Annotated in this window: 17 protein-coding genes and 1 tRNA gene; 15 read left to right on the top strand and 3 right to left on the bottom strand. The window is 68.3% G+C overall.

The features are described 5' to 3' along the window. The first annotated feature begins 380 nt into the window (after positions 1-380). Entirely contained in the window at positions 381-1,178 is a 798-nt protein-coding gene (locus WMF36_RS12655) for a hypothetical protein (protein ID WP_437579852.1), read from the top strand. A gap of 40 nt (positions 1,179-1,218) precedes the next feature. Next, positions 1,219-3,462 carry a type VI secretion system Vgr family protein gene (locus tag WMF36_RS12650; protein ID WP_437579851.1) on the top strand — a complete coding sequence of 748 codons (2,244 nt, stop codon included), beginning with the start codon at positions 1,219-1,221 and terminating at the stop codon, positions 3,460-3,462. Between the two features lie 134 nt (positions 3,463-3,596). Here the strand turns inward: WMF36_RS12650 and WMF36_RS12645 are convergent, their stop codons facing one another. Further along, positions 3,597-4,745, bottom strand: coding sequence for a hypothetical protein (locus tag WMF36_RS12645; RefSeq protein WP_437579850.1), 1,149 nt, complete (start codon positions 4,743-4,745; stop codon positions 3,597-3,599). Between the two features lie 606 nt (positions 4,746-5,351). Between WMF36_RS12645 and WMF36_RS12640 the strand changes: the two genes are divergently transcribed. The 7 genes from WMF36_RS12640 (at position 5,352) to WMF36_RS12610 (ending at position 13,969) form a co-directional block, all read left to right on the top strand. After that, positions 5,352-5,485: transfer RNA gene (locus WMF36_RS12640), tRNA-Arg, on the top strand. A gap of 133 nt (positions 5,486-5,618) precedes the next feature. After that, positions 5,619-7,214: a TROVE domain-containing protein gene (locus WMF36_RS12635; protein ID WP_437579849.1), complete on the top strand. Its 1,596-nt coding sequence runs from the start codon at positions 5,619-5,621 to the stop codon at positions 7,212-7,214. A gap of 181 nt (positions 7,215-7,395) precedes the next feature. Further along, on the top strand, positions 7,396-10,062 hold the full coding sequence (locus tag WMF36_RS12630) for a DUF2169 family type VI secretion system accessory protein (protein ID WP_437579848.1): 2,667 nt from the start codon (positions 7,396-7,398) through the stop codon (positions 10,060-10,062). After that, on the top strand, positions 10,049-11,113 hold the full coding sequence (locus tag WMF36_RS12625) for a pentapeptide repeat-containing protein (RefSeq protein ID WP_437579847.1): 1,065 nt from the start codon (positions 10,049-10,051) through the stop codon (positions 11,111-11,113). Before WMF36_RS12630 ends, WMF36_RS12625 begins: the two co-directional genes overlap by 14 nt. An 18-nt stretch (positions 11,114-11,131) precedes the next feature. Next, complete coding sequence (locus WMF36_RS12620; RefSeq protein ID WP_437579846.1) at positions 11,132-11,827, top strand: DUF3540 domain-containing protein; 696 nt, start codon at positions 11,132-11,134, stop codon at positions 11,825-11,827. Positions 11,828-11,850: 23 nt separating this feature from the next. After that, on the top strand, positions 11,851-12,243 hold the full coding sequence (locus WMF36_RS12615) for a DUF4150 domain-containing protein (RefSeq protein WP_437579845.1): 393 nt from the start codon (positions 11,851-11,853) through the stop codon (positions 12,241-12,243). Positions 12,244-12,511: 268 nt separating this feature from the next. Beyond that, the gene (locus WMF36_RS12610; protein WP_437579844.1) at positions 12,512-13,969 is read left to right on the top strand and encodes an SBBP repeat-containing protein; all 1,458 of its coding nucleotides are present in this window, start codon (positions 12,512-12,514) and stop codon (positions 13,967-13,969) included. A gap of 79 nt (positions 13,970-14,048) precedes the next feature. Here WMF36_RS12610 and WMF36_RS12605 read toward each other — a convergent pair whose 3' ends face one another. Further along, positions 14,049-14,891 (bottom strand): hypothetical protein, encoded by an 843-nt coding sequence (locus tag WMF36_RS12605; RefSeq protein ID WP_437579843.1) that lies wholly within the window; start codon positions 14,889-14,891, stop codon positions 14,049-14,051. A gap of 394 nt (positions 14,892-15,285) precedes the next feature. Then, on the bottom strand, positions 15,286-16,533 hold the full coding sequence (locus WMF36_RS12600) for an aspartate kinase (RefSeq protein WP_437579842.1): 1,248 nt from the start codon (positions 16,531-16,533) through the stop codon (positions 15,286-15,288). 418 nt (positions 16,534-16,951) lie between these two features. Between WMF36_RS12600 and WMF36_RS12595 the strand changes: the two genes are divergently transcribed. From WMF36_RS12595 to WMF36_RS12570, 6 genes are all read left to right on the top strand, one after another. Continuing rightward, positions 16,952-18,142: an ATP-binding cassette domain-containing protein gene (locus WMF36_RS12595; RefSeq protein WP_437579841.1), complete on the top strand. Its 1,191-nt coding sequence runs from the start codon at positions 16,952-16,954 to the stop codon at positions 18,140-18,142. Positions 18,143-18,147: 5 nt separating this feature from the next. Next, complete coding sequence (locus WMF36_RS12590) at positions 18,148-18,882, top strand: ABC transporter permease (protein WP_437579840.1); 735 nt, start codon at positions 18,148-18,150, stop codon at positions 18,880-18,882. 8 nt (positions 18,883-18,890) lie between these two features. Beyond that, positions 18,891-20,732 (top strand): GldG family protein, encoded by a 1,842-nt coding sequence (locus tag WMF36_RS12585; protein ID WP_437579839.1) that lies wholly within the window; start codon positions 18,891-18,893, stop codon positions 20,730-20,732. 27 nt (positions 20,733-20,759) lie between these two features. Continuing rightward, complete coding sequence (locus WMF36_RS12580) at positions 20,760-21,878, top strand: DUF4340 domain-containing protein (protein ID WP_437579838.1); 1,119 nt, start codon at positions 20,760-20,762, stop codon at positions 21,876-21,878. A gap of 343 nt (positions 21,879-22,221) precedes the next feature. After that, entirely contained in the window at positions 22,222-24,036 is a 1,815-nt protein-coding gene (locus tag WMF36_RS12575; protein ID WP_437579837.1) for a fatty acyl-AMP ligase, read from the top strand. Further along, positions 24,023-24,907 carry a class I SAM-dependent methyltransferase gene (locus tag WMF36_RS12570; RefSeq protein ID WP_437579836.1) on the top strand — a complete coding sequence of 295 codons (885 nt, stop codon included), beginning with the start codon at positions 24,023-24,025 and terminating at the stop codon, positions 24,905-24,907. Before WMF36_RS12575 ends, WMF36_RS12570 begins: the two co-directional genes overlap by 14 nt.

Genomic DNA, 24,907 nt, shown 5'->3' with positions numbered 1-24,907 from the left:
GCTCTCTACCCGAGGCGCGCGAGCGGCGGGAGAATTTCGTGGGCCGCGACGAGACAGAAGCCGGTCGGGTCGAGGCCCGCATGCCGGCGAGCGCCGGTGGGCAACCCACGCTCTCGAGGGCATCCAGCATGAGCGGAACCCCGCGCGGCGCCGGCGCTGCGCGTTCCCGGGGAGGGCGACCGGGCGCCGTGCCGGTGCCGTGCGTCTTCGCGGCGAAGCGGCGAAGCGGCGAAGCGGCGAAGCGGCGAGCGCGCAGCGTGGCGCCCGTCGGTGCTGTGCGCTCTTGCGTCGAAACACCCGCACCGTGATACCTGTCGTGGACAGCCATGAACGCAGCCGGCCTGGAGCGCGGCGGAGCGGCGGCGGGACAGGCAACAGCGATGATCACGAAACAACTCAAGAGCCTGCTGATGGTCCCGTCGCCCAACGCATCTCGCCCCCGGTCGCGCGCGCTGCCCCCGGAGGCGGCGGCGCACGCGCGCGTGGCGAAGCCCGGCGCGGCTCGCGCGGAGGCCTCTCTGCCCGAAGCTGCGCCCGAAGCACCTGCGCCCCCCGCGCCGGGTGAGCCCCCCGCGCCGCGACCGACCGGCGACCCTGCCCCGCGTCGTGCTCCGGCGGTGCCGAGCTTCCTTCGCGCGGCGCCGGCCGACCCGGCGTCGCTGGTCCCGCCGGGCATGCGGAAGTTCACCGATCTTCGTGGCACGCAGCCCACCTCCGACGCCGCTTCCAGCGCACCCGTGCTGCCGTTCGGCCTCCCTGCACCACCGCAGCCCGCGAAACTCGGCGCAGCGATGGCCGAGGTGCCCAGAGGCATGCGCGGTTTCACCAGCTTGACCGGAACGCAGCCGACGTCCGGAGCGCCCGCGGAGGCGGCTTTGCCGTTCTCGTCCAGCGCTCGCGCCGCGCCCGCTGCGCCCCCGGGCGCGCCGCCGGCCCCGGCGCTCTCCCTGGAGCAGTACGCGTCCCTCTGCGCCGACCTCGCCGCCGCTCCCGCCAGCGCGGAGGCCCTCTTCGCGCAGTACGGGCTCAGGGAGCCCGAGGCGCGCCGCGCGGTGGACGGCTTCTGGCGCGAGCGCCTGGCGCGCGACCCGGCGGCGCATCAGCGCTGGCAGGAGCTTTACTGGCAGCAAAGCGCCCGCTCTTCTCCCGCCGGGAAGAGCCCGAACGAGCCGAGATGAGCGCTGCGCCCGGCGGCGCAACCCCCGAGGAGACCCGACCATGGCCATCGACGTGCGCCTGACGTTCCCCACCTCCGGAGTCACCGGCTTCGAGGTCCACCAGCTCGACTACAGGGACGCGCTCAACGAGCTCTTCGAGCTGACGCTCGACGTGGTGACCACCGATCCGGAGGTCGATCTCTCCAGCGTGGTGGGCGAGGAGATCGTCGTCGAGCTCGACGGCGAGCCCTTTCTCAAGAAGGTCCACGGCATCGTGCGGCGGGTGCGGCAGCTCTCGGCGGAGCCCACCGGCGTGTCGCGCTACGAGCTCGCGGTCGTGCCTCCCCTGTGGCTCAGCACCCGGGGCGCGGATCACCGCATCTTCCAGAACCTCACGGCGGACGACGTCTGCGAGGTCGTGGCGTCGGCGTACGGCGGCCGGATCCCGGCGCCGAGCTCGCTCATCGCCTCCCCGGATCGGCCGGCGCGCGAGTACCGCGTCCAGTACGGGGAGACCGACTTCGATTTCATGTTCCGCGCCCTCGCGGACGAGGGCCTCATCTCCTACTTCGATCACGGGTCCGGGAGCAGCGACTGGGTGCTCGCCGAGGACACGGCCTTCACCGACGACGGCGCGCCGCGGGTGCCGTTCGTGCCGCCGGCGGGCGCCGGGATGAGCGCGGCGGCGCCGACGGTCTCGTTCATCGCGATCACCTCGTCGATCGAGACGTCGATGGTCACGGTGCGGGATTACGACTTCAAGAAGCCGGAGTACGTCCTCGATCAGCGGGCCGAGACCTCGCAGAGGGCCTTCGTCCGCGAGGCGACGCTCGAGCGGTACGAGTTCACGACGAACAGGTTCACCGCCGCCTCCGAGAAGCACGGCGAAGCGCTGGCGAAGCGGTACCTGGAAGAGGCCCGGTCGGAGCGGCGGGTCTTCGAGTGCCACACGAGCTTCGCGCTCGGCGCTGGCGGCCGCTTCACGGTCGAGGAGCACCCGCGCGCCGACGTGAACGGCCAGCTGCTCGTGATCCGGTCGCGCTGCACGGTGACGGAGGGGGCTGACGGGCACCCGGTGCGGCGGCACGTCCTCGTCTGCGTGCCTGCGGGCGATCCGTGGCGTCCTGCGCGCCGGCCCAAGCCGCGCATCTTCGGCACGCAGACGGCCTTCGTGGTCGGCAACAAGGCCGGCGTGGACGAGATCGACGTCGACGAGCACGGCCGCGTCAAGGTCGAGTTCCGGTGGGATCGCCGCGACCTGCACGAGGGCAACCCGACCCGCTTCGTCCGCGTCTCGCAGGGCTGGGCGGGGCTCGACTACGGCATGGTGATGCTGCCGCGCGTGAACGAGGAGGTCATCATCGCCTACCTCGACGGCGACCCGGACGAGCCCGTCGTCGTCGGCCGCCTCCACAACGCGTGGAGCGTCTCGCCGCTCAAGCTGCCGGCGGAGAAGACGCGCTCGATCTGGAAGAGCAAGACGTCGCCCGGGGGCGATGGGTTCAACCAGATCATGATGGAGGACAAGAAGGGCGAGGAGCTGCTCGAGCTCCACGCCCACCGCGACAACGTCGTCACGGTCGGCGCGAACCAGGGCGTGGACGTGGGCGGCGACCAGAAGATCCACGTCGCGGGCAAGCGCGAAGACCACGTCGAGGGCGCGGTCGAGGAGGACTACGACACCTCGTTGACGACGACCATCGGCGGCAAGCAGGAGACGACCGCCGAGGCCGTGGTCGAGCGCTACGCCAGCCAGGACACCGAGATGGCGGGCAAGAAGCACACGAAGGCCGGCGCCGTCGACGAGGACTTCAAGCGCCTCGAGACGACCGTCGAGGGGCTGCACAAGGACAAGTTCGGGACGCAGGAGCTCGAGGGCGGGAAGGTCCAGTGGAGGGTCGGCGCGCTCGACTGGGAGACGAAGGGGCTCAAGTGGACGCTCAGCGGCGACGGCTACATCAAGGCGCCGAGCTTCGTGATCGATGCGCCGGAGTTCAAGGTCACCAACGCGGGGAGCCACAAGGAGGTCAAGGGCGTCTGGGAGACGTTGGCCGCGGCGCACAAGGACACCACCGCGCACAAGACGGCATTCCTCATGTCGGACACGAAGAGCGTGTACTTCGAGCAAAAGGCCTTCGCAACAAGCGTCAATGTCGGAGGGTTCAAGCTCGACGTAACCGCCATAAAGATCGACTTCGCCGGAGGCAAACTTCAAAATAACTCATTCAACCTGAAGAAGATCGACACGCTAACGAGCTTGAACGCGGTCTGGACAGCAGTCACTGGAGTTTTCTCGATCGTATAGAATCACCTTCGCACGGCGCCAGCGGCTCATATGTTGGCTGCAGTAGAGTCAGGAGAGCTCCTCACTCATACGCCTTGATGATGGCCACCGATTTATCGGCGCGAGATTGCGTCTGCCACGAGGACGCCACTCCTCTATTCTTCCATGACTGATGGGGTCGGCTCGATGTGGCTCTGTCTACATAGCCCCCTGGTTACCCAGGCTCGTACCCTGCCGCCGTCGCCGCCGAGCTGAGCGAATTTCTGCTCGCTGAGATTCCAGAGAGAACCGCGCGCCAGCACGACGTCTGGCTGATTCGGCGGCGTAACCAGCACCGACATGAACGACGCTGGACGCCATGGACCGCGCATACGACCGACTGCTTCGTGCTCAGGTCGGCAGATACGCCAGCAGCGCCAGCGGCCCCTGAGCCATAGCACGAGAGGGACGCTAAACAGAGCAAAGAGGCCACGGAGACTCCAAACCTCTGGATCTCTATGCATCTCTATCGCAGCAATACCGGCGGCTCCATACACGGGAACTGCGAAGACTGCCACGACGGCGGCGAGCTTCCAGGCTAGCCCGGTGAACCTTCCGACATCAGCCTGGCCCCGTCGCGGGTCGTTCGCCACGTGCACCGCCAGCCACCACCGCCTCTTGACGCGCGGCGGGTGCAGCGCGGCCCAGACCGCATCGGGCAACGCCACCCGCGCCGAGCAGTAGCCGCACGGCACGATCCGGCTCGATCCGTCCGCCACGAGCGGCCCGCCGCACTGGGTGCAGGCGACATGCACGGGCTGGCGCGGGCGCGCCTCGGCCACCGCCGGCTCGTCGCTCACGAACCCGAGCACCGGGCTGTCCGGCGGCAGCCACGGCGGCTTCGGCAGGATCGCGCGCCCCGCGCCGCACGCCGCGCACACGCAGCCCCCCTGCGGCGCGAGGCGCATCGGCCGCTGGCAGCGCGGACACGGCGGCGCGTCGTGGCCGCGCTGCCACTCGACGTGCGGCCCTGGCGGTGGGCCGCCCTCGTCCCACTCCGGGCCATGGCGCAGGTACCCGGCGGCGAACTGCACCACGTCCTTCTCGACGCCGCGCAGCGCCTCATCCCAGACCGGCGGCGGCAGCGCCGACTCCATGAGGCAGCTCGAGCAGCGGCACCGGTCGGTCAGCGTGTTGACCGCCATCGGCGCGCTGCAGTGGGGGCACGGGCTGAGGAGCTCGATGCCGGCAAACTCGACGGTCGCTGTGCTCATCCTGTCCTGGAAATCGACGGCGCGCTCGGGCGCGTTGCGCGAACTGTACACGAAGCGACAGCCCGCACGAACGCTGGCCGGCGCGCACCGCAGCCTCGACCACGACGCGCGATACTCCCCTCGCTCCGCAGCCCCTGGGGACGTCGCGACCCTGGCCGCCCCTCGTCTCACAGCCCCCGCCCACGTCGCGACCTCTCCACGCCGTCGAAATCATGCCCTCCGACAGGTCGCGACCTCTCCGTTCCGCCGAAATCATGCCCTCCGATAGGTCGCGACCTCTCCGTTCCGTCGAAATCATGCCCTCCGATAGGTCGCGACCCCCTTGCGCGCTCGTCACGAGCGCGCAAGGGGGTCGCGACCTCCCGGACCCCTGCGCGCCATCCGGCCGCGCCGCCCCGCCCCGCCCCCGGCCGTCCACCCTCGGTACGCCCAGCCCGAAAGCCCCACCGCACGCCGCCGGCCGGCGGCGCGAGCGCAGCTGGCCGCAACGCGCCCCCGCGCCCGTCGCGGTGAGCTCACCCCTCTATCTCCCCATCTACAAATTTATCTCCCAGGATAGGCCACCCCCGGGCCCCGCGCTCGTCCCCCACGGCTCCCCGCGGAAAACCCCGCTCGATCCCGCCTGGCATCGTCCCTGCAATACCCCCCAGCGTCCACGCCAGAGTAGCTCAGCGGTAGAGCGCGCAAACAACTCCGGACGGTGTTCTCCGGCGCGATGAGCGCCGGCAGTGAGCTCCGGGGTTACTTCCCTCCTAAGGACGAGGTCGCGGGTTCGAGTCCCGTCTCTGGCACAAGGGCGCAGCGCGGCAGTGAGCGTCACGGTTCCTTCGTTCAACCACGACCCACCCCGTGACCACCATTCTCCGCGCTGCGCCCGATTTCTCGACCCCTCGCCGCGCGTGCGTCGAGGAAGGAGGTGTCCTCATGGCTTTCTTTCAGCATCTCAAGCGCAAGGCTCAGCGCGACGGCGCCTCGCACCTGAACTGGATGGGCGGGCGCTCCTACGACATCGCCGATCCGCTGAAGCGCCTCCGCCTCGCGGCCTCGTCGTGCTTCTTCGGCGAGCCCATGTACTACCACCGCGAGCCGGCGGACCCGCGCCCGGCCAGGACCAGGAAGAAGGCGGAAGACCGCGCCCGGCTCTCCGACGCGGAGGTGAAGCGCCTGCGCGAGACGCTCGGCGCCGTGGATCCGGCCGAGTGGCGCGCGCTCTCGCCGGCGGCGCTGATCGAGCGGGCCATCGACGAGGCGCTCGCCGCCGATCCGGAGGCGACGCTCGCCGAGGCGGCGCGGCTGCGCGAGGAGGAGCACCTGCGCACGACGCCCCAGGTCATCCTGGTGCGCGCGGCGAACACCGCCTCGGTGCGCGGAACCGGCCTCGTGCGCCGGTTCGCGCCGCGCATCCTGAAGCGCGCGGACGAGCCGGCGGTCGCCCTCGCGTACCAGCTCTACCGGTTCGGCAAGCCGGTGCCGAACGCGCTTAAGCGCGCGCTGCGCGACGCGCTGCAGCGCTTCGATGATCACGCCCTCGCGAAGTACCGCCTCGAGGGCAAGGGGAGCAAGACCGTGGACGTCGTGAACCTCGTGCACCCGAAGAGCCCGAGCGTCGACCGCCTCGCGAAGGGCACGCTCCGCGCGACAGGCCGCACCTGGGAGGCGATCGTCTCGGCCCGCGGCTCGAACCGGTGCGCGTGGCGCAAGGCGCTGCCGGCCATGGGCCACATGGCCCTGCTGCGCAACCTGCGCAACCTCATCGAGGCGGGCGTGCCGGCCGACGTGTTCCTGCCGAAGCTCGTCGCGACGGCCGCCGAAGGCAAGCAGCTGCCCTTCCGGTACTACAGCGCCTATCAGGCGGTGAAGGCCTGCGCGCCGGGCGCCGTGCTGGACGCGGTGGAGCAGTGCCTGCACCGCTCTCTCGGCCAGGTGCCGTTCTTCCCCGGGCGGGTGATGGTGCTCTGCGACAACAGCGGCTCGGCGCAGGGCACGACCACCAGCAGCCTCGGCACGATGCGGATCTCCACGATCGCGAACCTCACGGGCGTCGTGGCCGGGATGCGCGCCGACGACGGGCACCTCGGCGTGTTCGGCGACCGGCTGGAGAGCTTCGCCGTGCGCAGGAAGGAGAGCGTGTTCTCGCAGCTCGACCTCGCCGAGCAGATCGCCCGCACGATCGGCACGGCGACCGAGAACGGCGTGTGGCTGTTCTGGGATCGCGCGATCCGCGAGCGGCAGCGCTGGGACGCGGTGTTCGTGCTGAGCGACATGCAGGCCGGCCACGGCGGCCTCTACGGTACGCGACCGAAGGACTACGCGGACTTCGCCTGGAACAAGCAGTACATCGACGTGGCCAAGCTCGTCGCGACGTACCGCGCGCGCGTGCACCGCGACGTGCGCGTGTTCCTTGTGCAGGTCGCCGGATACCAGGACACCCTCGTGCCCGAGTTCTACGATCGCACGTACATCCTCGGCGGCTGGGGCGAGGGGCTCCTGCGCTTCGCCGCGGCGATGGCGCAGGCGTAGCGGCGCGCGCCGGGACCCTGCCGGGTCTCCGGCCGCCGCATTGACGGACGCGAGCGGCTCGGTGACAGTGCCGCCGCGGCATGGCCCGCGGCGACCCTGATCCTCGACCGGCCCCACGGCCTCGCGTCCCCTCGCCACGGGGGCCGTGGGCCTGCGCTCCCGCGGCGCGCCTCCCTCTCCCATGAAGACGATCAAGCCCCAGAAGCTCGGCCTCCTCCACAGGGTCTTCGAGGATGAAAGCGACTGCTATCTGTCGGTCACCGTCCTGGCCTTCTTCTCGTTCGACCCCGGAGCAGCCCTGCTGTCCGAGATCGATCTCTGGAAGTTCGCCGCGGCCGAGCTCGGCAGGGACGCCGTGCTCGACATGGGCATGCCCAAGCCGAGAGGAGAGCTCTTGATCTCCGGGCGGGCTTACCCGCGCGAGGGTCGGGCGCCGGCCTGCGCGGTGAGGGCGCGGCTCGGCGCGGTGGACAAGACGCTCTACGTCATCGGCGACAGAACGTGGCGACGCGGCGTGCCCACCGAGCCCGAGCCGTTCACCTCGATGCCGATCGTCTGGGAGCGCGCCTTCGGCGGCCCGGGGTTCGCGCCGAACCCCGTGGGCAAGGGGGCCCAGCCGATCGAGACCGAGACGGGAGAGCTCCACCCGCTCCCGAACATCGAGCTGCCGAAGCCGCTGATCACGTCGCCGGGCGATCGGCCTGCGCCCGCGGGCTTCGGCCCGATCGACCTCATGTGGCCGCAGCGCTTCGCCAAGATCGGCACGTACGACCAGAAGTGGCTCAAGGAACGGTTCCCCGGCTTCGCCGAGGACACCGATCTCGGCATGTTCAACGCCGCGCCGGAGGACCAGCAGATCCAGGGGTTCTTCCGGGGCGACGAGCCGATGGTGCTGGAGCACATGCACCCGGAAAAGCCGGTGATCGAGGCGGCGTTGCCGGGGATCGCGACGCGCGCGTTCATCCACCGGAAGCTCGGGGAGGTGGAGACGTTCAGCGAGATCGCGATGCACCTCGAGACCGTGCACCTCTTTCCTCACGCCGAGCGCGGGATCCTCCTGTTCCGGGGCATCGCGCTCGTCGACGAGGACGACGCGGCCGACGTGCTGCAGATCGTGATCGGCGCAGAGACGCTCGGGGAGCCGAAGGCCGGGGAGCACTACCGCGAGGTGCTGAGGCAGCGGCTCGACCCCAAGGCGGGGCACCTCGCGGCCCTGCGCGACAGCGATCTCCTGCCGCCGCTGCCCTCGGGAGCGCGGCCGCCGCGCGACAAGTCCGACGTCGAGCGGCTGCTGGAGAGCGACGATCTCCTCCGGAAGAACCTCCAGGACGGCGCGCGGCGCAGGGCGGAGGCGAACCGCCGAAAGGCGCACGCGACCGTCGTGGAGCTCGGGCTCGACCCGGCGCAGTTCGGTCTGGAGCAGGCCGAGGAGCCGGCCGTGGAAGAGGTCATCCCCGACATCGAGGAGCTAGGGCCGTTCGTCGAGGAGCTGGAGGCGCGCGCAGAGCGGGAGCGGGCCGAGGCGGAGGGCCGCCGGGCGAGCGCCGAAGCCGAGGCGCGCGCGGCCTACGCCGCGGCCGGGATGGATTACGACGCGCTGGCGGCAGACGCGATGAAGCAGGCCGCCGGCCCGCCGAAGTTCTCGGCGAAGGCCGAGCGCGAGCGGCTGGAGGATCTCGCGGCGCTGCTCGCGAACGCGGGTTATCCGAACACCGCGCTCGAGGAGACGCTCGCCGATCCCGCCTTCGATCGGAAGCTCGCCGAGATGGAAGCGCAGGTGCTGGAGGGATACCGGCAGACCGCGCACTTCGGCCCCGCGGCCGGCCGGCTCGCCGGCGAGGTCGCGCGGCGCCTCCGCGACGACGTGACCGAGGCGCATCGCGCGGGGCGCTCGCTCGCCGGCCGCGATCTGACCGGCGCCGACCTCTCCGGCCTCGATCTCCGCGGGGCGATCCTCACCGGCGCGCTGCTCGAGGGCGTGAGCCTCGCGGACGCCGACCTCGATGACGCCGATCTGGAGCGGGCGGTCCTCGCCCACGCCGACCTCTCCCGGGCCACGCTCCGGGGCGCGAGGCTCGAGGACGCGAACCTGGGGCTGGCGACGCTCCGGGGCGCCGACCTCTCCGGCGCGGACCTCTCCGGCGCCGTGCTCTACCGGGCGGATCTCACGGGGGCATCGTTTCGCGGCGCGGAGCTCACCCTGGCCGACCTCTCCGAGGCCACCCTGGGCGACAACGACTTCTCGGACGCGCTGGCGCAGCTGCTCACGCTGCTCCGGGTCGATCTCGCGGGGTCGAAGCTCACCGGCGCGGATCTCTCGCGGTCCACCTTCATCGAGTGCAAGCTCGGCGGCGTCGATCTCTCGGGCGCCCGGCTGATCTCGACGGCCTTCTTCTCGTCGGAGGGTCGAGGCGCCGTGTTCCGGGGCGCCTTCGCGGAGAACCTGCGCATGGTCAAGGAGTGCGCCTTCGACGGCGCCGACTTCCACGGCGCCACGCTGACCGGCGCGAACCTCCGGGGGGCGAGCCTCGCCGGCGCCGATTTCACCGAGGCCCAGATGAACGGCAGCGATCTCAGCGACTGTGACCTGCGCGGCGCCAGGATGGCCTGGATCGCGGCGCGAGAGGCGCGGTTCATCCGAGCCGAGCTGTCGGACGCCGATCTGACGTATGCCGATCTGATGCTGGGCGTCCTCCAGAAGGCGAAGCTCATGGGAGCCGATTTCACCGGGGCCAACCTCTTCCGCGCCGATCTCGCGAAGGTGCTCGGCGACGAGCGGACGCGCTTCGAGGAGGCGAACGTCCGGGAGGTGCGGTTCGTGCCGCGGAGGCAGCGTGGACAGGGCTGAGCTCATCGCGGCGATCCAGGGCGGCGAGACGATCTCGGGCGCCTGCCTCGACGGGGAGGACCTGAGCGGCGCCGATCTCTCCGGCGGGCTCTTCGAGCAGGTGAGCTTCCAGGGGGCGCGCCTCGCCGGGGCCTCGTTCAAGGAGTCGATCCTCACCGCGTGCGACTTCAGGGAGGCGGATCTGACCGGCGCCAACCTGCACCACGTGGCGATGCACCGGTGCGTGCTGGCGCAGGCGAAGCTGGTCCGGACGAACTGGGCGGCGGCGCAGGTCGCCGCGTCCGATCTGTCGTGCGCCGATCTCTCGGAGGCGGATCTGATCATCGCAGCGTTCGCGCAGTCGAGCTTCGCAGGCGCGAGGCTCGCGCGCGCGAGCCTGGATCGCACGGTGCTGGTCGACGCGAACGTGGCGCACCTGGATCTCTCGGGCGCTCGGCTGGAGTTCACGCACCTCATCAAGGCGGACATGACGACGGTCGCGCTGGCCGGGGCGCGCTGCCGGAGCGTCATCTTCATCGGCAGCCGGTTCGCGGGCATGGATCTCTCGGGGCTCGATTTCACCCTCAGCCAGTTCACCGAGGCGGATCTCACCGGCGCGAACCTGACCGGCGCGACCCTCACGCAGTGCGGCTTCAAGGGCGCGAAGCTCACCGGCGCTCGGCTCGACGACGCCGGGGCGGAGGGCGCGATCTTCGTCGAGGCCGACCTGAGCGGCGCGAGCCTCCGCGGCGCGCGGCTCAAGCAGGCGATCTTCGTCGACGCCGAGCTCGGGGGCGCCGATCTCTCGAGGGCCAGCCTCGAGCAGAGCCTCTGGCACCGCGCGCGGTGCGAGCGCGCCCGGTTCCCGGGCGCGGAGCTCACGTACGCCGACTTCTCCCACGCCGACGTCCGGGGGGCGGATTTCACGGGGGCCACGCTCTTCCGGGCGCGCCTTCACCGGACGCGGGACGAGGGGGCCGTCATCACCGGCCGCGCCCTCGCCCTGGGCGATGACGAGCCGCTGGCCGAGGCGGAGGCCTGGCAGGACAAGCTTCGAGGCAAGGCCGGCTGAGCCGGCGCGGGAGGCGTGATGCGAAACAACGTTGCGAGGAAGCTCGCGAAGATCGACAAGCTCGCGAAGATTCACAAGCTCGCGAAGATCGAGCCCGAGGCTGCCTACCAGGAGGCGGGGCGCGTGGTGCGCGCGGAGGGCGGTGCGTTCGTGGTGGCCTCCGGCGCCGCCGAGATCGAGGCACGTCGCGCGGTGAGCTGCATGGTCGAGCCCGTGGCCGGCGACGTTGTGCTCGTCTCGGTGCTGCCGGACCGCGGCGCGTACATCCTGGCCGTGCTGGAGCGGCAGGGCAGCGACGTCAGCCTGGTGCTCGAAGGGGATTTGCACGTGAAGCTGCCCAGAGGGCGGTTCGTTGTCGGCGCCGCCGAAGGTGTGACGTTCGCGTCCGGCAAGGAGGTCGGGGTGGTGGCCGGCGAGCTGAAGGTCAACGCGCGCCTCGGCAGCGTCTTCGTGGAGAGCCTGTCGTATCTCGGGACGGCGGTGCAGGCCGAGATCGACAAGGTCAAGGTGAAGGCGGCGGCGTTCGACGCTTCCGTGGAGCGGGTGACGCAGCGGCTGAAGCGGGTGTACCGCTTCGTCGAGGAGTTCGAGCAGCTCCGGGCGGAGCGCGTCGACTACGTGGCGAAGAAGAACATGAGCCTGCGCGGCGAGAACACCCTCGTGACGGCCGAGGAGCTGGTCAAGCTCGACGGCGCGCAGATCCACCTCGGTTGAGCTGAACGGGAGCAGAGGAAGCGATGTTTGCCAACACGCAGATGATGGGCATCGACCTGGGGTTACCGGACGTGTGCTTGACGCCCTCGCCCGCGCCGGTGCCCGTGCCCTACCCGAACATCGCCGCCGGCCCGATGGGGGTGCCCGCGGTCTACAACGTGCTGTTCATGGCCGCGCCCGCGCACAACCTGGCGACGACGATCCCGCTGACGAACGGGGACAACGCCGGGGTCGCGATGGGGGTCGCGTCGGGCACGGTGATGGGGCCGAGCCGCCACCTGACCGGGGCCTTCACGGTGCTGATCCGCGGGATGCCGGCGAGCAGGCTGACGAGCATGTCGCTCCAGAACAGCACGAACTGCCCGGGGATGAGGGTCGTGCCGAGCCAGGTGAAGGTGCTGATGCTGGCGCCGTGAGGGGGGTCGGTACAACACGCAAAGGAAGCGCGGTGTGCCGTGGCCCATATCCATGTCCTTTGTAAGGGTGTTGGTCATGCGAGATCGATCACTTCGGTACTGTTCCCGACTTCTCGTCGTTGCGTCAACATGGACCGGAGCCGGATGCGGACTGCTGCTTGGATTGGACGAATTCAAGGATGCCCCGTCATCGGAGTCCAGCGTAACCGGAGCCGGAACCGGAACCGGAACCGGAGGCCAAGGCGCAACCTGCGAGCCTGGCAAAGCTGTGAGCTGCTATGAGGGACCTGACAACACTGCGCACATCGGCATCTGCAAGACTGGCCAAAAGACATGCAACGACGAAGGCACCGCCTATGGCAGCTGCGACGGCCAGAAAATACCAAAATCCGAAACATGCACAGATCCGGCAGACGAAAACTGCGACGGCCATGACTGCGCGATCTGGTCAAAAATCTTCGGAGACGCCAGCAATCAAGGCGTGAATGACATCGCGCTCGACAGCGAAGGCAACATTCTCGTCACGGGTACCTTCAGTGGAACATTGGACGTTGCTGCTTCTGACCCGCTGACCGCGGACGATCGCGCGCTCTACCTGGCAAAATTCACAGCAGATGGCGCTCCCGTATGGAGCAGAAAGTTCGGTGATGCCTACGCGAGCGCTACCAGCCTGACCGTCGACTCAGAAGACAACGCGATCCTGGCCGGGAGCTTTCAGTCCCAACTGCGTATTGAAGACACGACACTCGAGGTCGATGGCTACGTGATATCTTCTGTATATGTAGCCAAATGGAATCCGTCCGGCACGCTCTCATGGGCCATCTCTGAAGCTATATCCAAAGAAGATCCGCAGATAGCCGGGGCTGCGACCGACACGCTGGGCAACGTATTTGTCTACGGACGCGACAGCTGTGCATCCGCATGCGTCATCGCCGGGGAAAACCTCTGGCTATGCAAGTACAACACCAACGGACAACGCGCTTGGTGCAAACACTTTGTCGGCTCCGATTCTCAGGGAAAACGTCTCGCCGGAGATATCGCCATAGGCCCAATGAATGACATATACATCACAGGGTCTCTGGCCAGCAGCGAGGAGGCTCGTCCGGTCGAATTCGGTGGACCCATCTTCGCGCTCAGGGACGATCTCGACGGGTTCATTGTCAAGCTCAACAACGACGGAAATTTCAAAGCACAGCAGACTATTCGTGGCCCTGGGGAACAGATAAGCGTTGATATCGCAACAGACAAGGACGACAACGCAATCGTATTGGCAAATCATGACAACATGACAACAGTGGGCATCTACGGCGCATCGTCAGCTGGCATGAGGGACATACTCGTCGCAAAACTCAACAGTCAGCTATCTTGCGTATGGAATACATCTATCGGAGGCGCCGGCGACGAGATCGCCATCGAGCTGGCAGTGGCAGTCGATGGCACCATCGCTGTCACCGGGAGAGCCCAGGGAGATGTTGACTACGGTGGAGGTCCCCTGGTGGGAGCCGGCGGCATCGACTTGCCACTGATCAAGCTCGCCCCAGACGGAGCGCATGTCTGGAGCAAGCGCTTCGGTGACGACAGGAATCAGATTTCAAAGGCAATCACGATATTGCCCTCTGGAGAGCCCATCTTGGGAGGCGATATCGAGGGTAGCGTCAATGTCGGCGCAGGCGCACTGTACTCCAGCGGTGGGAGTGACATCCTGCTAGCCAGGTTCGGACGCTGAAGGGTTGTCGAGCGCGTAGATGTCGGCCGTTCTCGACCTCATCGCAGAGTCTCGCCGTCGTCATTGACGAGCGAGGACTCTATTCACATATCAGTCCGTCTGTGCATTCCTTCGCCGCTGGATCGAAATCCGCACATTTGTTCAAGGGCTGCAGGCTCCAGGTACAGTAGTCAAGCGTGCTGAAGCCATCGATTCGCGCCCATTCGACGTCAGTGCTGGGGTAGTCAGGTGCTCGATGGCAGGCATTCATGGATCCCTGCACGTAGTAAACCTTATCGCCCACCCGAAGCCCGCTCCCGGAAAGCGTGATGTTTCCATATGCACCGACGACGGTTTGCATCTCACCCTGGAGGGACGGGCCGAGAGGACCGGCTACACGAACCTTCACGCCGCCCCATGCATCGTGGAAGTTCTCTCCATCTGGATTCGACGGGGCGGCAAGCTTAGCGATGTCCTCGCCGGAAAGCACATGGGGTTCCGGGATCGGCGCCGTGCCGACGAGCTTCACCTTGGTCACGTTGGCCAGCTGACGCTGCTTGACTTGAGTTGGGTTGGCTTCCGGTGGCTGCTCGTGGCAATCGGCCGGGCTGTGGTAGGAGGTTCTCCCGGTCACATCGAGAACATCGCCAGGCTTGACGTCGTCGGGGAATGCGTCGCCCGCAGACGCTTCCTCGATATTGGGGCAAATGAGATTGTCTTGATCGTCAGTCACGCCGGGAGTGCCATAACTCAGAGCAAGAATGCCTGAGTTGGGCTCGGTCACAGAGATCCCGGGAGCGGACAGAAACACGCCCCACAGACATGAACCGCTTCTCTTGCTCTTCGATACGAGCCACTTCCGGCTCATCGCCACGACGCCCTGTACCTCGACGTCGATCCCGTCTCCAACGGTGCCGCTGGTGATGCCCTGAATCGTCACCACCTGCGCGGGCGGGTCCTCCGCCCCTCCCCCTCCGCCATCCCCGCCAGCGCTCCCCGTCCCCGCCTTACCCCCGCTGCCGCCCTCGCCAGCGCTCGCCCCCGCCCCCGCCCCGCTGGTGGTCCCTCCCGGCCCCCCGGGTCCCGTCGGCAGGCTGCTGTTCCCCTCGGGCTGACACCCGCCGGCGCTCATGGAAAACGCCACCGCGCAGAGCGCGCCTCGCCACAGCAGCTCAACATCCCTGCTACGCATGCGAACCTCCACGACGATAAAATAACGCCGTGCGCTCCTCGGGGAGCGATCGCGACGCCATAACGCAACGCGCCGCGAGCAGCCTCACCGACCCTGTCGGCGGACCGCTCACCGCGAGCGCACTACGACGGTAGCACAGTTTTTGTCACGCTTTGGCGCCGAGCCCGAAGCCATCGTGCAGCGCACGGACGGCGAGCTCAGCGTACTTCGTCCCGACCAGGCACGAGATCTTGATCTCGCTCGTGGAGATCGCCTGGATGTTGATCGCCTCCGCCGCGAGCAGCTGGAACATCCGCGCCGCCACGCCCGCGTGCGTGCGCATCCCGAGGCCGACAATCGACACCTTCACGATGTCCTCCTCGTAACGGATGCCCACCGCGCCCACGCCGCCGGCGATCTTCTCCATCACGAGCTTCGCCCGCGGCAGATCCGCCTTGCCGACCGTGAATGTCACGTCGGCCTTCACCTCGCCGGACGCGCCGCGCGCCTCGAGACCGTAGCTCGGGGCGTTCTGGATGATCATGTCGACGCTGATGTTCTCCTCGGCCAGCGCGCCGAAGATCTGCGCCACGACGCCCGGCTTGTCGTCGACGCCGACCAGCATCACCCGCGCCTCGTTCCGGTCGAGTGCCACGCCCGTGACCGTCACGCTCTCGAGCGACTGCTCCTCGCCGACGACCCACGTGCCCGGCACGTCCGAGAACGACGACCGCACGTGCACCGGGACACCATACTTCATCGCAACCTCCACGCTCCGTATCTGAAGGACCTTCGCGCCCAGCGAGGCGAGCTCCAGCATCTCTTCGTAGCTGATCCGCTCGATCTTCCGAGCCGTCTTGCAGATGTTCGGGTCCGTCGTGTAAACGCCGTCGACGTCCGTGTAGATCTCGCACTCGGCGCCCACCGCCGCCGCGATCGCCACGGCGCTCGTGTCGCTGCCGCCGCGCCCGAGCGTCGTGATGTTGCCCGCGTCGTCCACGCCCTGGAAGCCGGCGACCACAGCGATCTTCCCCGCCGCCAGCGCCTCGTGCAGCCGCTGGGCGTCGATCGCCTTGATCCGCGCCTTCGTGTAGGCGCTGTCCGTCAGGATCTTCAGCTGGTGACCGAGGAAGCTCCGCGCCTGGCCCCCCAGCGCCTGGATCGCCATCGCCATCAGCGCCGCCGAGACCTGCTCGCCGGTCGCCGCCAGCGCGTCCATCTCCCGAGCGTCAGGCACGGGCGCGATGTCCGACGCCAGCTTGAGCAGCCGGTTCGTCTCGCCGGCCATCGCGCTCACGATGACCACGACGTGATGACCGGCCCGCTGTGTGGCGAGCGCCCGCGCGGCCGCCCGCTGGATGCGCTCGATGGACCCGACGGACGTGCCGCCGAACTTCTGGACGATGAGGCTCACGCGAGGTGTGGCCAACTAGTCCAACGTGGACGCCCGGGTCAAGAGGAAATTCGACAGCTTCGCGGAGCACGCGACAGCGCCGCAGGGCACGCGAAAACACCGCGGAGCAGACGAGCACAGCGCGCCCAGGACACGCCCAGGGAGCCCCCTCGTCACCCCACCCCGAGCGTGGAACCCCTGAACAACCACGCCCGGTGCAGGCCCGCCGGCCGGGAATAAACCCGCGGCTCAGCCGCTTCGGGTCGGCGCTGTTGACACAGATCCCCCCGTCGCTACGATGGCGCCGCCATTCGCCTGGGTAATGGGCGATCCAGGGCGCCACGACGGCGCGGCCGCCCGCCAGGGCGGGGGGGATCGCCCAGAGGCGAACCGCGGAGCACCCGCTCCGCTTCTCAAGGAACCATCTAAGGAGGTCATTTTGGCTAGCGATGTGATGATCGAGGCGAGCTCGCTGACCAAGCGCTATGGGTCGCTGCGCGCGCTCGACAAGGTGAGCTTCGAGGTCCATCGCGGCGAGGTCGTCGGCTTCCTCGGACCGAACGGGGCCGGCAAGTCGACGACGATGCGCATCCTCACCTGCTTCATCTCGGCGTCGGCCGGGACGGCGCGCGTTCACGGCTACGACGTCTTCGACGACCCGCTCGATGTCCGGCGCAAGCTCGGGTACCTGCCCCAGCGCGCCCCGCTCTACGGCGAGATGAACGTCTGGGAGTACCTGTCGTTCGTCGCCGACATGCGCGGGCTCGACCCGTCGCTCTTCAAGAAGCGGATGAAGGGGATCGTCGAGGTGTGCGGCCTCGCCCAGGTGCTCGGCAAGGACATCGGCACCCTCTCCCACGGCTACCGCCAGCGCGTCGGCCTCGGTCAGGCGCTCGTCCACGATCCGCCGATCCTCATCCTCGACGAGCCGACGAGCGACCTCGATCCGAACGAGAAGGCGGAGGTCATCCGCTACATCAAGGAGATCGGCAAGGAGCGGACGATCCTCCTCTCCACCCACAACCTCTCCGAGGTCGAGGCCGCCTGCGCCCGCGCCATCATCGTCTCCAAGGGGCGCGTCGTCGCCGACGGCCCCCTCGACGACATCCGCTCCAAGAGCGGGAAGGTCCGGTACGTGGTCACCGTCCACGAGAAGAAGGTCTTCGAGGGCGGCGAGGGCTACCGGTCGGGCGCGCGCAAGCCCCCGACGGCCCAGGAGGTCCAGGAGGCGCTCGCCGGGCTGCCCGGCGTCACCAGCGTCACCGAGCTGCCGACCGACGACAACGCCCACAGCTTCCAGCTCCTCGGCGCGCTCGGCGGCGACGTCCGGCCCGAGCTCTTCCAGCTCATCGTGCAGAAGGGCTGGCTCCTCCTCGAGATGCGGCGCGACTCGCAGAGCCTCGAGGACGTGTTCAAGGCGCTCACGCGCGGCGACGAGCGCAAGGACCGCGGCCGCGCCCTGCTCGACGACGTCGAGGACGAGGACAGCGCCGCGGACGACGAGGACGACGAGGACGACGAGGACGAGGACAGCGCCGGCGACGAGAGCGACGAGAGCGACGAGACGAAGAGCGACGGCGCCGAGGACGGAGGCGCCGACGACGAGGCGCCGGCCAAGAAGAAGGGCTGAACGGTATGAGCACCACCCTGACCATCGCGAAGCGGGAGTTCCGCTCCAACTTCGATTCCCCCCTGGCCTATGTCGTGATCTGCTTCGGGCTGATCGCGCTCGGCGTCATCTTCTTCTTCATGAACGGCGGCTTCTGGCAGGCGGACCGCGCCTCGCTCGTGCAGCTGTTCTCGTGGGCGCCGATAGGGCTCTCTTTCCTCATCATCCCCGTGATCACGATGCGCCTCCTCGCCGAGGAGAAGCGGAGCGGCACGCTCGAGATGCTGATCACCCTGCCCGTGCAGGACCACGAGGTCGTCCTCGGCAAGTTCCTCGGGGCGTGGGGGCTCGTCCTCGTGCTCGTCTTCTCGACCATCCTCTACCCGATCATGATGTTCATGTGGCCCTGGCACCTCGGCGCGCTCGACAGCGGGCCGGTGGTGGCGGGCTACGTCGGCCTCGTGCTCTACAGCGCGGCGGCGGTCTCGATCGGCCTCCTCATCTCGTCGCTGACCGACAGCCAGGTGATCGCCTTCTTCATCACCTTCCTGGTGCTCGCCTTCCTGCACGGCGTGGACAACTTCGCCGACTACGCCCCGTCGCTCTTCCGCGACGTCCTCTCCTTCATCAGCTTCGACACCCGCCTCACGCCGTTCGCGCGCGGCATGGTGTCCACCCGCGACATCGTCTTCTTCCTCTCGGTCACCGCAGGCTGCCTCATGGCCGCGTTCAGGGCGCTTGAGCGCAGGAAGTGGGCGTAAGGACTACCATGGAACGCAAAGCCAAAGCCGCGACGCAGACAGGCTTCTATCTGGCCATCGTGGCCGCCATCCTCGTGGTGGCCAACATCATCTCGATCGGCGTCTACAAGCGCTTCGACATGACGAAGGCCGAGAGGTTCACCCTCTCGAAGGGCTCGGCCCACCTCGTCCGCGAGGGGCTCAAGCAGGATCTCCAGATCGACGTCTACGTCACCCGGGGGCTCCCGAAGCACGAGGCGTTCATCCAGGACCTCACCGACCTGATGAACGAGTACGAGCAGGCCTCGAACGGCAAGCTCCACTACGCGATCATCGAGGCGAAGACGGATGAGCAGCGCGCCGCCGCCAAGGAGGCGGGCCTGCAGGAGGCCGCGTTCGGCGAGGGGAGCGAGACCGGCCAGGACCAGGCGACGATCACCCGCGGGTTCATGGGCATCGCCTTCAAGTACGGCAGCGAGAAGGAGGCGATCCCGATGCTCTCGCCCGACCAGGGGCAGGGCCTCGAGTTCTGGATCACGAACACCATCCGGGAGATCCGCGACAAGGCGGACGGCATCGATACAAAGATCGGCGTCGTGACCGGCAAGGACGAGATCAAGCTCACGGACCCGAACCTCGTCGCGTCGCAGGGCGGCCGGGGCGGCCCGTCGATGCGGGCGCTGCTCGAGCACCACTTCCCGTTCTACAAGTTCGAGGACGTCGACCTGAAGGGCGGCGAGGCCGAGGTCAACAAGGAGCTCGCCGGCCTGGTCATCACGCAGCCGGGCAAGGAGTTCACCGAGAAGGAGCTGCGCCGCATCGACCAGTTCCTGATGCTCGGCAACAAGTCGCTCGCGGTGTTCGCCGGCGCGGTGAACCTCAAGGCGTCCGACCCGTCGATGAAGGCGACGCTGAACACCTGGGGCCTCGAGAAGCTGCTCGACGGCTACGGCGTCGAGATGAAGAAGGAGGCGATCCTCGACTGGAGCCGCTCGATGGCCATCCCGGTCCAGACGCAGTCGGGCCAGGTCATGTGGTTCCGCGCGCCGGGCATCCTCCAGCTCCAGGAGGACAGCCGCTTCGAGGAGAACGAGCAGATCCTCGACTCGTCGTTCCCCGGCTTCTTCCGCCTGCCCGAGCTCGCCTTCCCCTTCCCGTCGACCCTCGTGCCGCACCCGGAGAAGCAGCCCGAGGCGACGATGAAGGTCGTCGCGCGCTCGACCCCGAACACCACGGTCGACACGTCCGAGGCCGTCGACATGAAGTTCTCGGCCGACTGGAAGCCGAAGGGCGAGCACGCGCAGCGCGCGATCGCGGTGACGGTCGAGGGCAAGCTCAAGAGCGCCTTCGGCGGCCAGGAGGGGCTCGGGATCAGCGCGCCCGCGGAGAGCGCGGACCGGAGCCGGATCCTCGTGCTCTCGGCGTCGCAGTTCCTCGCGAACCCGTTCGCCCGCGCCGGCAACGCGCCCCCCATGCCGCCGCAGATGCAGATGATGGGCGGGATGGGCGGAGACGAGGATCTCCTGATGCTGTCGCAGCCCTACGCGCAGAAGTACCTGACCGCCACCATCCTGACGTTCAAGAACACCCTCGACTGGATGGCGGGGGACAGCACGCTGCTCGCGGCGACCGCGAAGATGTTCGGCGACACCAACCTGACCTACGCCGACATCGAGAAGCCGAAGCAGGACGCCGCGGACGACGAGGCCACGCTGGCCAAGAAGACCGAGGAGTACCGGGCGCAGCGCAAGACCGTGCAGCAGCGCGTGCAGTGGACGCTCACGCTCCTGCCGGCGGTCTTCTTCGCCGCGTTCGGCATCGTCCGGTGGCGGCGGCGCGAGAGCGCACGCGCGAACATCACGCTCGACTGAGCCAGGGCCCCACGGGGTGAAAGAGCCATGAAGACCGAGCACAAAATCTACGTCGCCCTCGTCGTCCTCGCGCTCCTCGGCGTCGGCGTGTACCTCACGCAGAAGCGGCAGAAGGACGAGCTCGCCGCGCACTCGGTGACCGCCGCTTCGGCGGATATGCCGAAGGTCGGGGTCTCGAAGGAAGACGTCGAGAAGATCACGAAGATCTCGATCAAGAACGCCGACAAGTCCGACGTGACGCTCGAGAAGAAGGGCGAGACGTGGGAGGTCACGAAGCCGGTGAACGCGAAGGCGAACACGGCGAACGTGCGGAGCCTCCTCGACAACCTGAAGGAGCTCAAGCTGAAGGAGGTGATCGACAGGACGAGCGGCACCTACGGCCAGTACGAGCTCACCGACGAGAAGGCGGTCCACCTTGTCGCGCACAAGGGCGACGAGAAGGCGCTCGACCTGTACTTCGGCAAGAGCGGGTCGCGCGGGCAGATGGCGCGGGTCGAGGGCACGGACGGTGTCTACGTCGCGGGCGGCTACTCGAGCTACCTCTACACGCGGGAGGCGAAGAACTGGCGCGAGAACTCGATCCTCAAGTTCGAGGACGAGAACGCGATCCAGGTCTCGGTGGAGAACAAGAACGGCCTGTTCAGCTTCTCGAAGAACGACGACAAGTGGGCCGGCACGTTCGCGCCGCGCGACAAGAGCGGCAAGCTCGGCGCGGCCTCCGCGAAGTGGGAGAAGTTCGACGAGGCCAAGGTGAAGGACCTGCTCCGCGCCTTCAAGGGCCTCGGCGCGGAGGACTTCGGCGACGGCAAGTCCGAGGCCGACACCGGGCTCGACGCGCCGACCACGAACGGCGGCATCGTCACGATCAAGCTCAAGGACAACGCGGGCGACTTCACCATCAAGGTGGGTAAGACCGCGAAGGCGTCGAGCCGCTACGCCGTGAAAGAAGGCGGCGACGGCACGATCTACGTGCTCTCGTCGTGGTCGGCCGACTGGGCCCTCGCGGACCCGAAGCGATTCGAGAAGTCCGAGAAGAAGGACGACAAGCAGGGGGGCAATCCCCACGAGGACGAGGCCGCGGGCCACATGGGCATGCCCGGCATGCCCGGCATGCCCGGCATGCCGGACATGGAAGACGGCGAGTAGCCGGCGACATCGCGCGTGAGATAGGGAGGCGCCGGGAGACCGGCGCCTCTTCGCTTTTTGTGCACCGACGTGGCCTGGCCCCCGCGCCACGCGAATCCCGATTCGCACACGGCGGGCGATGTGACGAATATTCGACGCACTCTGCGCACGGATTTTCGTCACCCAGGACGCCCGTGTCAGGCTGGCTCATGCGCCCGAATGGCGAAATCAGGCCTAAACCCTGGTTTCCATTGTTTTCTGTTTGCCCTGGCCCGATTTTCGCTTATGGCTGCGCTCACTCAAGCCAGGGGCGTCCTTGTCGGACGGACACCTACGTCCGGTCGGCCTGAGTCACCAGAGAGCCATGCGAACGTTCGTCGAAGTCCTCCAGCAAAATTCGGTGCACGCCGATCGAGCGGTCCGGTTCGTTCGCAACTCGGGAGAGGAGCGGGCGATCAGCTACGCCGAGCTCTGGCTCGAGGCGCGGCGCCGGGCCTACGCGCTTCGCAAGCTCGGGCTCGCCAAGGGCGACCGCGTGGCGCTGATCCTGACCGAGGCCGACGAGTTCGTCCTGACCTTCGTGGGAGCGCTCACGGCCGGCATCGTCGCGGTCCCGATGTATCCGCCGCAGTCGCTGGCCAAGCTCGAGGCGTACAGCGAGACGGTGCAGCACATCCTCGCGGCGTCCGGCGCCAGCGTGCTCGTCACGAACGAGCAGCTCAAGGAGATGATCGACGCCTACCTCGCCTCGAGCAGCGAGGGCCGAGCCGCCCTGCCGGGGCTGCGCGTCGTCCTGGAGCGCGACCTGCGCGAGCCCGAGGGGTTCGACGCGTCCGACGCGGCGGAGCCCTGGCGGGTGTCCCTCGACGACCTCGCGTTCCTGCAGTTCACGTCGGGGAGCACCTCGCGACCCAAGGGCGTGATGGTGACCCACCGCAACCTGACGGTGAACAGCCACGCGATCATGTTCGACGGGCTGCGCTCCACCCCGGAAGATCGCGGCGTCAGCTGGTTGCCCCTCTACCACGACATGGGGCTCATCGGCTTCGTCATCGCGCCGCTCTACGCGCTCGTGCCGGTGATGTTCCTGCCGACGACGGCGTTCATCCGCCGCCCCTCGCTCTGGCTCGACGCGATCCACAGGTTCCGCGGCACGATCACCTTCGCCCCGAACTTCGCCTTCGCCCTCGCGACGCGGGCCGTCACCGAGGCGCAGGCGGGCCAGTGGGATCTCTCCTGTCTGCGCGCGCTCGGGTGCGGGGCCGAGCCGATCCAGGCCGACGTGCTCGGCGCGTTCCTCGATCGCTTTGGCAAGCACGGGCTCCGCCCGGAGAGCATCCTGCCCTCGTACGGCATGGCCGAGGCCACGCTGGCGATCACCTTCAGCGACCTCACGGCCCCGCTCACCACCGACCGCGTGGACGCGAAGGCGATGCAGGCGGGGAAGGCGCGGCCCGCGAACGGCGGCGCGTCGCTGGAGCTCGTCTCCTGCGGCCGTCCCCTCCCCTGCCACGAGCTCGCCATCGTGGGGCCCGACGGCGCGCCGCTCGGCCAGCGCGAGGTGGGCGAGATCTGGGTGCGCGGCCCGAGCGTCGCCGCCGGCTACTTCAACGAGCCGGAGGCGACCGAGGCCGCGTTCGGAGGGGGCTGGCTGCGGACCGGCGATCTCGGCTATACGGTCGCCGGCGAGGTGTACCTCTGCGGCCGCTCCAAGGATCTCATCATCCTCGGCGGCAAGAACTACTTCCCCCAGGACATCGAGCGCGTCGCGTCCTCCGTGGAGGGGGTGCGCGACGGCCACTGCGTGGCGTTCTCGTGCCTCACCGCGTCGGGCGCCGAGCGGGCCGTCGTCGTCGCCGAGGCCAAGCGCGGCGCGGGCGGCGTCGCGCAGGCGATCACCCAGGCCGTGCGCGCCCAGATCGGCGTCCAGCTGTCCGAGGTCGCGCTCATCAAGCGCGGGACGCTGGCGAAGACGTCGAGCGGCAAGGTGCGGCGCCGCGAGATGAAGCGGCGATTCGAGGCCGGCGAGCTCGAGGTCGCCTCGGACGTTGACGAGGGCATCACGCCCTCCCCCCATGCCGAAGCGGTCCGCACGAGCGGAGCGGCGGCGCGAAACGAAGGGGGCCGCGCGGGCGGCGCCCCGGCACGTGTCGAAGGAGTCATCGATGGGATCCAGTAAGGCCGAGGTCGAGGTCAGCTACGACGTCTCGAACGAGTTCTTCAGGCTGTGGCTCGACGAGCGCATGAACTACACAAGCGCCGTCTACGAGTCCCCCGAGCAGTCGCTCGAGGCCGCGCAGCTGAACAAGCTCCGGATCCTGTCGGACTTCGCCAAGGCGGGGCCCGAGAAGAAGGTCCTCGACATCGGCTGCGGGTGGGGCGCGGCGCTCGAGTACGTGGCCACGACGCGCGGCGTGAAGCGCGCGGTCGGCGTCACCCTGTCCACCGCGCAGGCCGCCGAGGTGAACGCCCGCAAGCTCCCCGGCGTCGAGGTGGTCGGCGGCGACTTCCGGACCTTCACGACGTCCGAGCGGTTCGACAGCCTCATCTCGATCTGCATGATCGACCACCTGTGCTCGCCGGAGGAGGCGCGTCAGGGCAAGGCGATCGACATCTACCGGGCGTACTTCAAGAAGGCCTGGGAGCTCACGAACAAGGGCGCCTGGTTCGGCCTCCAGACCATCCTCCGCAACCGGACGCCGCGGATGACGCCGTGGGGCGGGCTCCCGGCCGGCACGCGGAAGGACCTCGAGGACATCTACTTCGTCACCCGGGAGATCTTCCCCGGCGGCCTGAACCCGCGGCTCGAGGACATCATCCAGGCGGCGAACCCCTACTGGGAGGTGATGCAGGTGAACACGCGGCGCGAGCACTACCAGCGCACCACCGCGGAGTGGCTCCGCCGCCTCAGGCTGAACGAGAAGACCATCCGGTCGACGTGGGGGGACAAGGTCTTCGACGACTACGATCGTTACCTGTCGACGTGCGTGAACGCGTTCGACAAGCATTACAGCTCCCTCGCTCAATACGAGCTTCGCAGGATCGACTGA

Origin of the sequence: Sorangium sp. So ce887, from assembly GCF_051521455.1 — a bacterium.
In the GTDB taxonomy this organism is placed as follows: Bacteria; Myxococcota_A; Polyangia; order Polyangiales; family Polyangiaceae; genus Sorangium.
The sequence above is the reverse complement of the archived record's forward strand: the minus strand, read 5'-3'. Positions and strand labels throughout refer to the sequence as shown.

Coding starts and splice junctions, on each gene's coding strand:
- WMF36_RS12615 (WP_437579845.1), top strand. CDS start 11,851: ATGTTTGCCAACACGCAGATGATGGGCATCGACCTGGGGTTACCGGAC.
- WMF36_RS12585 (WP_437579839.1), top strand. CDS start 18,891: ATGGAACGCAAAGCCAAAGCCGCGACGCAGACAGGCTTCTATCTGGCC.
- WMF36_RS12580 (WP_437579838.1), top strand. CDS start 20,760: ATGAAGACCGAGCACAAAATCTACGTCGCCCTCGTCGTCCTCGCGCTC.
- WMF36_RS12570 (WP_437579836.1), top strand. CDS start 24,023: ATGGGATCCAGTAAGGCCGAGGTCGAGGTCAGCTACGACGTCTCGAAC.
- WMF36_RS12590 (WP_437579840.1), top strand. CDS start 18,148: ATGAGCACCACCCTGACCATCGCGAAGCGGGAGTTCCGCTCCAACTTC.
- WMF36_RS12630 (WP_437579848.1), top strand. CDS start 7,396: ATGAAGACGATCAAGCCCCAGAAGCTCGGCCTCCTCCACAGGGTCTTC.
- WMF36_RS12620 (WP_437579846.1), top strand. CDS start 11,132: ATGCGAAACAACGTTGCGAGGAAGCTCGCGAAGATCGACAAGCTCGCG.
- WMF36_RS12635 (WP_437579849.1), top strand. CDS start 5,619: ATGGCTTTCTTTCAGCATCTCAAGCGCAAGGCTCAGCGCGACGGCGCC.
- WMF36_RS12650 (WP_437579851.1), top strand. CDS start 1,219: ATGGCCATCGACGTGCGCCTGACGTTCCCCACCTCCGGAGTCACCGGC.
- WMF36_RS12655 (WP_437579852.1), top strand. CDS start 381: ATGATCACGAAACAACTCAAGAGCCTGCTGATGGTCCCGTCGCCCAAC.
- WMF36_RS12575 (WP_437579837.1), top strand. CDS start 22,222: ATGCGAACGTTCGTCGAAGTCCTCCAGCAAAATTCGGTGCACGCCGAT.